The sequence below is a fragment of the Salmonella bongori NCTC 12419 genome, from assembly GCF_000252995.1.
Lineage (GTDB): Bacteria > Pseudomonadota > Gammaproteobacteria > Enterobacterales > Enterobacteriaceae > Salmonella > Salmonella bongori.
Map to the genome: position 1 here is coordinate 347,699 of NC_015761.1, position 13,680 is coordinate 361,378.

9 protein-coding genes are annotated in these 13,680 nt (G+C 53.3%); 6 read left to right on the forward strand and 3 right to left on the reverse strand.

Annotated elements, in window-relative coordinates; genetic code table 11:
* Positions 1-124: 124 nt before the first annotated feature.
* Positions 125-469 carry a GrlR family regulatory protein gene (locus SBG_RS01570; RefSeq protein WP_000651477.1) on the forward strand — a complete coding sequence of 115 codons (345 nt, stop codon included), beginning with the start codon at positions 125-127 and terminating at the stop codon, positions 467-469.
* 316 nt (positions 470-785) lie between these two features.
* Here the strand turns inward: SBG_RS01570 and SBG_RS01575 are convergent, their stop codons facing one another.
* From SBG_RS01575 to SBG_RS01585, 3 genes are read right to left on the reverse strand one after another with little or no spacing between them, the layout of a single operon-like run.
* Positions 786-2,243 (reverse strand): efflux transporter outer membrane subunit, encoded by a 1,458-nt coding sequence (locus SBG_RS01575; protein ID WP_000691230.1) that lies wholly within the window; start codon positions 2,241-2,243, stop codon positions 786-788.
* A 16-nt stretch (positions 2,244-2,259) separates the two neighbouring features.
* Complete coding sequence (mdsB, locus tag SBG_RS01580; RefSeq protein ID WP_000673165.1) at positions 2,260-5,436, reverse strand: multidrug efflux RND transporter permease subunit MdsB; 3,177 nt, start codon at positions 5,434-5,436, stop codon at positions 2,260-2,262.
* Positions 5,433-6,671, reverse strand: coding sequence for an efflux RND transporter periplasmic adaptor subunit (locus SBG_RS01585; protein ID WP_001250375.1), 1,239 nt, complete (start codon positions 6,669-6,671; stop codon positions 5,433-5,435). The genes mdsB and SBG_RS01585 overlap by 4 nt, the downstream gene beginning before the upstream one ends.
* Before the next feature lie 279 nt (positions 6,672-6,950).
* On the opposite strand from SBG_RS01585, the gene golT reads away from it, so the two are divergent.
* The 5 genes from golT (at position 6,951) to SBG_RS01615 (ending at position 13,678) form a co-directional block, all read left to right on the forward strand.
* Positions 6,951-9,239: a gold/copper-translocating P-type ATPase GolT gene (gene golT, locus SBG_RS01590; protein ID WP_001076402.1), complete on the forward strand. Its 2,289-nt coding sequence runs from the start codon at positions 6,951-6,953 to the stop codon at positions 9,237-9,239.
* Between the two features lie 11 nt (positions 9,240-9,250).
* Positions 9,251-9,721 (forward strand): Au(I) sensor transcriptional regulator GolS, encoded by a 471-nt coding sequence (gene golS / locus SBG_RS01595; protein ID WP_001020591.1) that lies wholly within the window; start codon positions 9,251-9,253, stop codon positions 9,719-9,721.
* An 89-nt stretch (positions 9,722-9,810) separates the two neighbouring features.
* Complete coding sequence (locus tag SBG_RS01600; RefSeq protein ID WP_001159472.1) at positions 9,811-10,005, forward strand: heavy-metal-associated domain-containing protein; 195 nt, start codon at positions 9,811-9,813, stop codon at positions 10,003-10,005.
* 269 nt (positions 10,006-10,274) lie between these two features.
* On the forward strand, positions 10,275-11,528 hold the full coding sequence (locus SBG_RS01610) for an MFS transporter (protein ID WP_000288511.1): 1,254 nt from the start codon (positions 10,275-10,277) through the stop codon (positions 11,526-11,528).
* Between the two features lie 191 nt (positions 11,529-11,719).
* Positions 11,720-13,678, forward strand: coding sequence for a site-specific DNA-methyltransferase (locus tag SBG_RS01615; protein ID WP_000910355.1), 1,959 nt, complete (start codon positions 11,720-11,722; stop codon positions 13,676-13,678).
* Positions 13,679-13,680 lie beyond the last annotated feature (2 nt).

Below are 13,680 nucleotides of genomic sequence, written 5' to 3' on the forward strand. Positions count from 1 at the left end.
CTATATTCAGAATGAGATAATTTCCTGTGAGTATAAATACCGTATTATGAATCAGTAGAACATGGAAGGGCTAAGTAGATACGAGGCAGGGATTTACCAGTAAATTTGATCAGTTGAGAAAAAAATGAAAGATGGTGTGTATCACGTGGCATTCACCAGCAATAGAGGCTCAGTTGGCGAAGGTATTTTAGTTCTTTGTTGTGGGCTGGTTAATGGTGGGGATATCGGTTTTGTTTATCAGGGCAAACTGGCTCGCCCGGAGATGACTTTACGAATTACCCGCTATTATGACGGTATACCTTCTGTTCTGGGTATAGAGAATGACTATGAACTGGAACTCTTAATGCAATATTCAAATGAAACAGAAGGAAAATACATGCTTCATGGTTATGTCAGGGAATACCCGGAACTTACCATTGATGCGTGTGCCAGTTTTTTAATGCCCATGCTTAAGAGTGACCAGGTGTAACGTGAAAAGAGAGTGACATGGATCAGGTTCAGGATGATACTGACTGCTTTAAGAAATCATAAACCTCTAAGTGTCTTCCTTATGCAAAGGTTATGGTGCTCCCATATTTGTCCGGATGCGAAGTAAGCACCATGATTTCTATCATGTCGCTTCTTACATAAACAGTGGGCTGGGCGAATGACCAGTCTACCTTAGTCGGCACCAGATAACGGGGCTGCTGCTGATAAGCTCACTGCTACTCATAGGGTAAGGAGCGGCAGGCAATGTATTCTGTTTAGCGCACGCGCCGCGCTGTCGGTGCGTGCGCTATCTTTGGTTAACCTGTTCTTTCCCGGCTGTATTCTCTCCAGCCGCCGCCTAAGGCCTTATACAGCCTGATGATATTCAACTGCTGCATGAGACGCGTACGCACCAGACGTTGCTGCGCGCCGTAAAGCATTTGATGGGTCTCAAGCAGTGTAAGGTAGTCATCAACGCCTTCCTGAAAGCGGAGTGCGGCCAACTCATATGCGATTTGGCTGGCTTCAACGGCACGTCGTTCTGAATGTACCTGGTCATTTAACGTGTTTTGGCCCGCCAGACCATCAGCGACCTCGCGAAAGGCCTCCTGGATAGTTTTTTCATACCTGACGATTTCAATCCGTTTTTGTACATGCGCCAGATCCAGATCGGCGCGTAACGCGCCCCCGTAAAAGAGAGGCAAGGTTATTTGTGGTAGAAAACGCCAACTTCCTGATCCCGGTTCGAAGAGCCCATTAAGAGACGCGCTGGCCGTTCCAGCTGTCCCCGTCAGGCTGATTGTGGGGAAGAAAGCGGCCCGCGCCGCGCCTATCCGGGCATTTGCGCTGCGTAGTTTGTGTTCGGCAGCGCGAATATCAGGACGGCGAATCAACAGTTCTGATGGTAATCCGCCCGGCAGCGTGCCGGGGAGCGTGCTTTCCGTAAGCGTGGCCGGTTCGTTTAGCCGACGTGACAGTTCTGGCGTGAGTGGCTGGCCTAACAGTAATTCCAGTGCGTTGCGATCCTGCGCGAGCTGTCGTGTATATGCCGCGCGGTTGATTTCAGCAGAACGTAGCGCGATCTCTGCCATACGCAGATCGAGCTGTGTGGCATTGCCTGTCCGGGCAAGTTGGGCCGTCAGTGCGTATGATTTTCTTTGCGCGACAAGGGTATCCTCGGTTAAGCGCAGAAGCGCTCTGTCAGCCCGTAGCGTCAGCCAGGCGCTGGCAACTTCAGAAACCAGACTCATTTGCGTCGCAATGCGCGTCTCGTCAAGCGCCATATAGGTGGCTAATGCCTGCTCGCTAAGGCTTTGCACACGCCCCCAGAGATCCAGCTCCCAGGCGGTCGTTGTTCCTGTTGCCTCGTAGCGCCGGTTCATCTCAGGCGCGTCCGTGGCGCGGAGATCGGCGGGAGTGCGACTGGCATCCAGAGTAGCGGAGAGGCTTAGATTCGGCAGCATCTCTGCGCGCTGGATACGGTATAACGCCCGGGCTGCTTCAACATTAAGACCTGCTTTACGTAAATCCCGGTTATTGCGTAATGCTATCTCGATCAATTCCTGTAGAAGCGGATCGTCGAAGAAATCACGCCAGCCAATGTCAGCGGCACCCGGCGCGCCTGAAACGGCTGACGTTTCGTAGGGATAGACCACCGCAGTCGGTAATGCAGGACGTTCATGCTTCGGCGCCATCGTACAGCCAGCAAGCATGGTGACGAAAGCAAGTGTCGACAGCGTGGTAGCCTGCCGATAGCGTGTAAAAATGATCTTCATTATGCCACCCCCATCGTTATGCTTGCTGATCGTGCGAACCAATACGGTTCTGTCGGGCTTCACGCTTTAACGCCAGCCTGCGAACTATCACGTAAAAGACGGGTGTCAATAACAGGCCAAATAGCGTTACTCCCAACATGCCAGCAAACACGGCGATACCCATGGCATGTCGCATTTCCGCGCCGGCCCCCGTAGCGAGCACCAGCGGTACTACTCCTGCAATAAAGGCGAAGGAGGTCATCAGGATTGGACGCAGACGTAGGCGAGACGCTGCCAGTACGGCGCCCAGAGGGTCTGTGCCTTCCTGTTCTTTGGCGCGGGCAAACTCGACAATCAAAATGGCATTCTTGGCCGCCAGGCCAACCAGCACCACGAAGCCAATCTGCGTAAAGATATTGTTATCTCCGCCGGATACCCATACGCCGATAATGGCCGAGAGTAGCGACATAGGCGCAATCAGCAGGACGGCGAAAGGTAGCGACCAACTGTTATACTGCGCCGCCAGAATCAGGAAGGCCAACAGTACCGCCAGGGCGAAGATAGCAAGCGCAGAGTTGCCAGCCTGTTTTTCCTGATAAACCAGATCGGTCCATTCGAAGACCATTCCCTCCGGCAGCGTTTCACGCACGATTTTTTCAATCGCGTCCGTCGCCTGGCCGGAGGAGTAGCCCGGCGCCGGGCCGCCGCTAATATCTACTGACGGGAAACCATTGTAATGGATGATTCTGTCTGGTCCCGACTGACGCGTGATGGTGACGAAAGCGCTCAGCGGGATCATCTCGCCCTTCGCATTACGGACTTTAAGCAGGCTAATATCCTCGCGCTGCATACGGAATGGCGCATCGGCCTGCACCATAACCCGCCAGGTGCGGCCAAAACGGTTGAAATCGTTGACATAAAGCGAGCCGAGGTTAATTTGTAAGGTTTCAAAGATGTCGGTGAGCGATACGCCCATTGCTTTCGCTTTCACCCTGTCGATATCCACCTGCAACTGTGGGGCGTTTGTCTGAAAACTGGCCAGCATATTGGCCAGTTCCGGCGCCTGCATTGCCTTATTCATAATCTCGCCTTGTACTTTGGCCATCGCTTCAAACCCCAGTTCCGCACGATCTTCGATCTGCAATTTAAATCCGCCAGTCGCGCCGAGCCCCGGGACGGGCGGTGGCGGGAAGATGCCAATAAATCCGTCGGGAATCTGGCTAAATTTATGCATTAGCTTTCCGGCAATCGCGTTAGCGGAAAGAGAAGGAGCTTCACGCTCATTAAAGGGCTTCAGCATGGCGAACATCAGCGCCGAGTTTGGCACATTCACCGGGCCGTTTACCGACAGGCCGGGAAAGGCGACGACGCTTTCAACGCCGGGTTCGGCCAGCGCGATAGCGGACATCTGTTTTACGACCGCCTCTGTGCGATCCAACGACGCACCACTCGGAAGCTGGGCGATGCCGACGAGAAAATATTTATCCTGCGCGGGCACAAAGCCGTTCGGCACCTGATGGAAACCAAGCCAGGTTAGCCCTACAAAGCCTGCATAGAGCAGCATCACAATAGTGCTGCCGCGCACGGCCCGACGGACGGCGCCAACGTAGCGGTTCGAAGCGCTGTCGAAGAAACGGTTAAAGCGATGGAAAAAACCACCAAGTGCGACGCCCATTAGCCGTGTTAACCAGTCCGCCTTCACGGTATCGTGATGCGGTCTGAGTAAAATAGCGGCAAGGGCAGGGGAGAGTGTCAGCGAGTTAATCGCCGACAGAATGGTCGAAATAGCAATGGTCAACGCGAACTGACGATAAAACTCGCCCTGCAAGCCCGCCAGGAATGCGGAGGGGATAAAGACCGCCGTTAGCACCGAGGTGATTGAGAGGATGGGGCCGGTGACTTCATCCATCGCTTTTAGCGCAGCCTCTCGGGGGCTTTTACCCTGTGAGATATGCCGCTCCACGTTTTCGACCACGACGATGGCGTCATCCACAACGATGCCTATCGACAGGACTAAACCAAACAGCGAAAGTGTATTAAGTGAAAAACCAAACAGATGCATGAGCGCAAAGGTGCCGACCAGGGAAACAGGAACCGCCACCAGCGGAATAATAGATGCGCGCCAGGTTTGCAGGAACAGCACCACGACAAGAACAACCAGCACGATAGCTTCAAGCAACGTAATCGCTACCGATTGCAGCGATGCGCGCACGAAGACCGTAGGGTCATAAGCGATTCGGTATTCGATATCTTGTGGGAAGGTTTGCTGCAATTCATCCATTTTGCCACGAATCGCGTTAGAGACATCGATCGCGTTAGCACCCGGACTTTGGATAATCTGCAGCGCAGGCGCCGCTTCGCCGTTCAGTAAGCTGCGCAGCGTATAGGCATCGGCACCCAAAGTGACGCGGGCAACGTCACGCAGACGTGTCACCTGGCCGTCAGCACCGATTTTTACCACAATCTCACCGAACTGTTCTTCGCTGGTCAGACGGCCCAGAGTATTCACTGTTACCTGAAAGGCGGCTGAAGCTTCTGGCTGTTGGCCGACCGATCCTGCGGCAACCTGCACGTTTTGTTCCCGCAGCGCTGTAACGATATCGCTGGCAGTGAGACCGCGACTGGCGACTTTTGCAGGCTCCAGCCAGACACGCATCGCATATTCGCCAGCCCCCCAGACCAGAACATCGCCGACGCCGGGTAAACGGGCCAGTTCGTCACGAACCTGCCGGATGGCGAAGTTAGACAGATAGAGCGAATCATAACGTTTTTGCGGCGAGACAAGATGTACGACCATCAGCACATCGGGTGACGTTTTCTCTGTGACCACGCCAATTCGCTGGACTTCTTCGGGCAGACGGGGCAGCGCGCGTGATACCCGGTTTTGCACCTGGATTTGCGCCATATCAGGATCGGTACCCTGTTCAAAGGCGATAGAGATGACCATTCGGCCATCAATGGCCATCTGGGTATTCATATACAACATATTATCAACGCCGTTGATCACCTGCTCCAGCGGCGCGGCTACCGTATCGGCAATGACTTTCGGGTTGGCCCCGGGATAGCTGGCGGTAACCTGTACTGTGGGCGGCGTAACGGCCGGATATTCGCTGAGCGGCAGTTTTAAAAAAGCGATAGCGCCAGCCAGCAGCATTAACAGTGACAGGACGATGGCGAAGACAGGACGCGCGATGAAAAAGTGGGTGAATTTCATTGGCGCACCGCCTTCGACACGCTGTCGCCGCCCGCTTTAGCCAGGGTCGCGGTCTGTTTGCCCGCTTCGTTTTGCCGCATCGGCACCAGACGCGGCGCGACCGTCATACCGGGACGTACCAGACCTTTAAGAATGATTTTTTCACCCGGCTGTAATCCTTGGGTTATGACGCGGAGCCCATCGACCATTTGTCCAGGCTCGACCTGACGATACTCAGCCTGATTTTCCTTTCCGACGATTAACACATAGCTTTTTCCCTGATCGGCTCCAATGGCCAGGTCGTCAATCAATACGGTTTCCTGCGGTTCGCCGGTGGGCAAACTGACCCGGGCGAACAGACCAGGGGAAAGGATGCCGTCGGGGTTAGGTATAATGGCGCGCGCACGGATAGTGCCGGTGCTGCGGTTTATCTGGTTACCGACAAAGTCGAGTTCTCCCTGATAAGGCAGCCCGTTATCCGTGGTTAAGCCCATGCGGACCCGTAGCGGCGATGTTCGCGGGGTTGTGTCGGAGCGGGAGTGCCGCACCGCTTTCAGCCAGGTCGCTTCGTCAATATCGAAGTACACATACATGGGATCGTGAGACACGATGGTCGTCAGAAGCGTGGCATTACCCGCGACGCCGCCGCTGACCAGATTGCCGCGAGTTACCTGGATTTGGTCAACGCGTCCGGCAATGGGGGCGGTAATACGGGTCCAGGAGAGCTCAAGGCGCGCTGCGGCGACGGCTGCTTTTGCCGACTGTACCTGCGCGCGTTGCGCGTTACGTGTGGCGACCGCATCGTCAAAATTCTTACGCGAAACGGCACCGCTGGTGACCAGCCGCTGAACGCGGTCGAAATCCGCCTGCGCCTGACGGGCCACGACTTCCGCCTGGCGTAACTGCGCGACGGCGGTGTCCAGGGCAACCTGGAACGGACGCGGATCGATCTGGAACAGTAGTTGACCACGATTAACCAGACGTCCTTCCGGAACGCTCACGGCCTCAAGAATTCCGCCCACGCGCGAACGTAGTTCCACGGTCTCCGGCGCGGCCAGAAAACCGGTGAATTCCGTGGTCGGCGTGAGCGGGCGGCTAAGGACTTCCGCAACCGGTACAGATGGCGGCGGCGCGCTGGCCGGTGGTCCTCCGATGGCGTTGCCCTTATCCCATAATGCTTTGCCCGCAATGATAATAACGCCGCCGATGGCGGCGATGACGCCAGCTATCAACGTAATTTTAAATGCTCTACGCATAGTCGTTTCCCTCTTTACCGCAGCCTTCCGGCCATTCCAGAACGCTGCCGCAGTATTTTTGGCAAAGGCTAGACGTTACAACGAAGGAAAGGTCAAGCATCCTGGCGGGGTTTTGACGAGGGGGCTTGTCGGCATCGCATGGCGGTTGTCTTGCATCTTCACGCTTTTGTGAGACATCTCTCATGCTGGCCGGGCCGCTCAGCCTGAATAAGCTTGACCTTCCCACAATGGCAAGCTTTACGCTTTCTGATACCGAATAGTCACGATGGGAAATTCGTCATGAATCAGTCAGAAAACCGCCACGACACGATAAGTCTGCTTATTGAAGGCATGACCTGCGCGTCGTGCGTCGCTCGCGTTGAAAAAGGTATTAAGGCTGTGCCAGGCGTAGCGGACGCCACGGTGAATCTGGCGACGGAGCGCGCCACCATTCGTGGGACAGCATCACCAGCCGCGTTAATCGCAGCAATTGAAAAAACCGGGTATGAGGCGCGGCCAGTAGAGGCAGAACGGCACGCTGAAGATGATGCTGAAGAGAAGAAAGTGGTTGAGCGTGTCAGACTTAAGCGCGATCTGATCCTGGCCTGCGTACTGGCGCTTCCCGTTTTTATCCTTGAAATGGGCTCGCATCTTATTCCGGGAATGCACGAATGGGTGATGGAAAACATTGGTCTGCAGCAAAGCTGGTATTGGCAGTTTGTTCTTACCCTGTTAGTGCTGGCGATCCCCGGCCGCCGTTTTTACCTTAAAGGGTTCCCGGCGCTGGCGCGTCTGGCGCCGGACATGAACTCCCTTGTTGCAGTTGGTACTGCCGCGGCATTCGGCTACTCGCTGGTCGCGACCTTTACACCGGATCTGTTGCCTGAAGGGACGGTAAACGTTTATTACGAGGCCGCCGCTGTGATAGTCGCACTTATTCTGCTGGGGCGTTTTCTGGAAGCAAGGGCGAAAGGACGGACTTCCGAAGCCATTAAACGCCTGGTGGGATTACAGGCGCGGGTCGCGCATGTCTTACGCGAGGGGCGCATCGTGGATATCCCTGTCGATGATGTTGTGCTGGGAGACAGGGTGGAGGTTCGGCCTGGTGAGCGCATACCGGTTGACGGCGAAGTAATAGAAGGCCGTAGCTTTGTTGACGAATCAATGATTACCGGTGAGCCGATTCCGGTCGAGAAAACAGCAGGAAGTGCGGTGGTGGGCGGCACGGTTAACCAGAAAGGCGCGTTCACGCTGCGCGCAACCGCTGTCGGCGGGCAGACCATGCTGGCGCAGATTATTCGCCTGGTGGAACAGGCGCAGGGATCTAAACTGCCGATTCAGGCCGTCGTCGATAAAGTAACGTTGTGGTTTGTGCCAATAGTAATGCTTATTGCCGTACTGACCTTCGTGGTATGGCTGGCGTTTGGACCGTCGCCAGCGCTGACTTTTGCACTGGTCAATGGCGTTGCGGTCCTGATCATTGCCTGTCCCTGCGCGATGGGGCTGGCGACGCCAACCTCCATTATGGTTGGTACAGGCCGTGGGGCGGAAATGGGCGTGCTGTTCCGTAAGGGAGAGGCGTTACAGCTACTCAGGGATGCTAAGGTCGTGGCTGTAGACAAAACCGGGACACTCACCGAAGGCCGCCCGGTATTGACCGATCTCGACGTGGCGGTGGGCTTTGAACGTCGTGATGTGCTGGCGAAAGTGGCGGCGGTGGAGTCGCGTTCAGAGCATCCGATTGCCCGGGCGATTGTTGTGTCGGCGGAAGAGGAGGGGATAGCGCTACCCACCCTGAGCGGGTTTGAATCAGTAACCGGGATGGGCGTATACGCTACCGTTGCCGGTACGCGCGTTGACGTGGGGGCCGATCGATATATGCGCGAAATTGGCGTGAAGATTAACGGCTTTGCCGGGACTGCCGAACGGTTAGGGCAGGAAGGCAAATCGCCGCTCTATGCTGCTATTGACGGACAGCTGGCAGCGATCATTGCCGTAGCCGACCCGATCAAACCCAGCACTCCCGCCGCGATTAACGCCTTACATCAGCTCGGCATTAAGGTCGCCATGATCACTGGTGATAATGCCCGTACGGCACAGGCTATTGCCAGGCAGTTAGGTATTGATGACGTCGTCGCCGAGGTACTGCCTGAAGGCAAAGTAGAGGCGATACGGCGTCTTAAGGCGGCGTATGGGCAGGTAGCGTTTGTTGGCGATGGTATCAACGATGCGCCGGCACTGGCGGAGTCTGATGTGGGGCTGGCGATCGGTACCGGCACCGATGTGGCGGTGGAATCTGCCGACGTCGTATTAATGTCCGGCAATCTGCAAGGTGTGCCGAATGCTATCGCGCTGTCTAAAGCAACCATCCGCAATATCCACCAGAACCTGTTCTGGGCCTTTGCATACAATACGGCGTTGATTCCTGTCGCGGCGGGCGCGCTATTTCCGGTCTGGGGCATTTTGTTGTCACCGGTCTTCGCTGCGGGGGCGATGGCGATGTCGAGCGTATTTGTGCTGGGTAACGCTTTGCGACTGCGTCGTTTCCGGGCGCCAATGGCAACCCCATCCGACACATCTACAGCATGAGGAGGAGAGAGATGAACATTGGTAAAGCGGCTAAAGCATCAAGAGTTTCCGCTAAGATGATTCGCTACTATGAACAGATTGGTCTGATCCCCGCGGCAAGCCGGACGGATGCTGGTTATCGGGCCTATACCCAGGCTGATATTAATCAACTGCATTTTATACGTCGCGCACGCGATCTCGGTTTTTCAGTGGCTGAAATCAGCGACCTGTTGAATCTTTGGAATAACCAGTCGCGGCAAAGCGCTGACGTTAAACGTCTGGCGCAGATGCACATCGATGAGCTGGACAGGCGCATCCAGAATATGCAGCAAATGGCGCAAACGCTCAAAGCGCTGATTCGCTGTTGCGCTGGCGACGCGCTGCCTGATTGTCCCATTCTGCATACGCTTGGACAGCCTGACGATAACGAGCCGGCGCCGGAAGCGCGTACGGGGGCGGTATTACGCCGTTCTCGTCGTCATGGGTTAGCAAAGCGGCTGTAAATTTGGTGATATTTGGGCAAATTGCGCTTGACCTTACAACGCTGGCAAGGCCCAGACTGGCAGGCGTTCCCACACTAAAGGAGTTCAACATGCAGTTCCATATTGATGACATGACCTGCGGCGGCTGCGCCAGTACGGTAAAAAAGACGATTCTGACTCTCGATCCTGATGCAACGGTAATCACTGATCCGGCGACGCGTCTGGTGGAGGTAGAAACGTCAGTAGCCGGAGAGCAAATAACCGCTGCTCTGAAAAAAGCCGGTTTCCCGCCGCGTGAGCAGTAATCGCCAGTCACGACCGGTCTGCTGACGGACCGGTTTTCTTTGTATGACAGAGTCCCTATAAAAACTGTGACAAATCATGTGCCAGTAAGCTTTGTTAATAATATGTAATGATTTGTCTATTTTTGCTAACATTTTACCTGCTATATACAAAAACATAACAAATAAGTAGCGCAACGCTACCTTGTTACGTCGCTTTGAGAAGGAGAACGTTTATTAGCGTCTCGTCATTTCAAAGCCTGATGTTATTTTTTTGATGCAGGACACTACCTATGTACACCCCCCTGAACTGGACGACGACACAACGGCATGTGGCGTTTGCCAGCTTTACCAGTTGGATGCTGGATGCGTTTGATTTCTTTATCCTTGTTTTTGTCCTCAGCGATCTCGCCGAATGGTTTCATGCTTCCGTATCGGAAGTGTCCATTGCGATTATGCTGACTCTGGCGGTACGTCCCCTTGGCGCGCTGCTTTTTGGCCGGCTGGCGGAAAAGTACGGACGTCGGCCAATACTGATGCTCAATATTCTGTTCTTTACGGTTTTTGAACTGCTGTCTGCCTGGTCACCTACCTTTATGGCATTTCTGATTTTCCGGGTGATGTACGGCGTGGCGATGGGGGGAATATGGGGCGTAGCGTCATCGCTGGCGATGGAAACCATCCCCGATCGCTCGCGGGGTCTGATGTCGGGAATTTTTCAGGCAGGCTATCCCTGCGGTTATCTGTTCGCCTCGGTCATTTTTGGCCTCTTCTACGGTGTGGTGGGCTGGCGCGGTATGTTCCTGATTGGCGCTCTGCCCATTGTTTTGCTGCCTTATATCTGGTTCAAAGTGCCGGAGTCACCCGTCTGGCTGGCAGCCCGGGCGCGTAAAGAGAGTACTGCGCTGCTTCCTGTTCTGCGCAGGCAGTGGAAGTTGTGTCTTTATCTGGTGTTGGTAATGGCTTTCTTTAACTTCTTTAGCCACGGAACGCAGGATCTTTATCCTACCTTTCTGAAAATGCAGCATGGTTTTGATCCGCACCTGGTCAGTATCATTGCCATTTTTTATAACATCGCTGCGATGCTCGGCGGGATTTTCTTCGGTACGTTATCAGAACGTATTGGGCGTAAAAAAGCGATTATGATCGCCGCCTTTCTTGCGTTGCCAGTACTTCCGTTATGGGCATTTTCCAGCGGATCATTCACTATTGGCCTGGGGGCATTCCTGATGCAATTTATGGTGCAGGGCGCGTGGGGAGTCGTCCCCACCTGGCTGAACGAGTTGGTCCCGGCGAATGCGCGCGCCGTATTACCGGGGTTTGTTTACCAGTTAGGCAATTTGCTGGCGTCGGTTAATGCTACGCTACAGGCCCGTATTGCGGAAACGCATGGTGGAAATTATGGATTGGCAATGGCGATTGTGGCGGGCGCGGTCGCTATTTTAATTTGTGTCTTCGTGGCGTTTGGGCGTGAGACCCAGGGAGTTACCCTCTCCGGTAAAGGGAGCGAGCCACTCCCGGCGTCAGCCGCCAGTCACCGCACATAAGCGATACGCTCCTGGTGAATGTCTTTACCGGGAGCATCTCTTTTCCTCGCTATTTTCCTCATCCTTTCAACGAACAGTAAGGTTAATGATGGCATCTGCCTTTCGTGACCATTACAATCATCGCTTATCTTTTTTTCTTACATAAGAAAATGCTTGTTAGACCTTAAAAATATCAACGGAGCGAAGATATCATGTTGAAAGATAACCAAAAACACAACGAGTCTGTTGCCCCGAATAGCGCTTTTCTGTCTGAGTTACAACGTGCATTGCCAGAATTCTTTACTGCCGATCGCTATGATGCACAAGGCGAGCTGATCGCGAAAGGCGGATTTGATCTCGCCAGATTTGAACGCGCGCTAAGAGCGCGTAATATCGATGAACTGACCAGCGGTTACCAGATTGATTTTATTGGCAAAGATTACGCAAAAAAACAGGCGGGTGAAAAATCTGTTACTGTTATCGTTCCTGACGTGGAACACAATACACTGGCGGAAAACAAAAACAGCCATAACCTTTTTCTGACCGGCGATAATCTGGACGTTTTACGCCACTTGCAAAATAACTACGCCGGTACTGTTGATGTGATCTATATCGATCCGCCATATAACACGGGCTCGGACGGGTTTGTCTATCCCGATCATTTTGAATATAGCGATCGGGCGTTGCAGGATATGTTTGGTCTTAACGATACTGAACTGGCACGCTTAAAATCTATCCAGGGTAAATCAACGCACTCCGCATGGTTATCTTTTATGTATCCGCGTCTTTTCCTTGCCAGGAAACTCCTTAAAGATACGGGATTCATTTTTATCTCTATTGACGATAACGAGCACGCCAATCTCAAATTAATGATGGATGAGATTTTTGGCGAAGGCGGATTTGTCACCAATGTGATGTGGAAGCGCAAAAAAGAAATTTCTAACGACTCTGATAATGTCTCTATTCAGGGGGAATATATTATTGTCTATGCCAAAACCGGTCAGGGCGCCTTACGTTTAGAGCCGCTTTCTAAAGAGTACATTCAGAAATCCTATAAAGAACCGACTAAACAATTTCCGGCAGGAAAATGGCGCCCGGTACCGTTAACGGTGTCAAAAGGGCTGAGCGGCGGCGGCTACTCCTATAAAATTACCACGCCCAACGGTACGGTACACGAAAGATTATGGGCTTATCCTGAGGCCAGCTACCAAAAACTGGTGGACGATAACCTGGTCTATTTTGGCAAAGATAACGGCGGTATTCCTCAGCGAGTCATGTACGCACATCATAGTAAAGGCCAGCCGACGACCAACTATTGGGATAATGTGGCCTCGAATAAAGAGGGGAAAAAGGAGATCCTGGATATCTTCGGCGACAATGTTTTTGATACACCGAAGCCGACCGCGTTATTGAAGAAAATCATAAAACTCGCTATCGATAAAGACGGCGTTGTACTGGACTTTTTTGCTGGCTCCGGCACGACAGCCCATGCGGTGATGGCACTGAATGAAGAAGACGGCGGACAGCGTGCGTTTATTCTGTGTACCCTCGACCAGGTATTGAGCAATAACAGTATCGCGAAAAAAGCGGGTTATAACACCATTGATGAAATCTGTCGCGAGCGAATTAAACGCGTGGCGGCGAAGATCCGCGCGAACCATCCTGCAACGAATTGCGATCTCGGTTTTAAACATTATCGTTTTGCCACTCCAACACAGCAGACGCTGGATGATCTGGATAGCTTCGATATTGCTACCGGCAACTTTATCAATACCAGCGGTCAGCTGGCTGCTTTCACCGAGTCAGGATTTACTGACATGATCAATCCTTTTTCCGCCAGAGGATTGGGCGTGCCGGGCGGCGCAGGTGGTGAAGAGACGATATTAACGACATGGCTGGTCGCCGATGGCTATAAAATGGATATTGAGGTGCAGTGCGTTAATTTTTCCGGCTATTGCGGCAGGTATGTTGATGATACGCGCCTGTATCTCATTGATGAAAGATGGGGAACAGAACAGACCCGTGAGCTGCTTAACCAAATTGGTACGCATCAGCTTCCGGTGCAAACCATTGTCATTTACGGCTACTCTTTTGACCTTGAATCCATTCGTGAACTTGAAATTGGCTTAAAACAGCTCGACCAAAAAGTGAACCTGGTGAAGCGTTATTAAGG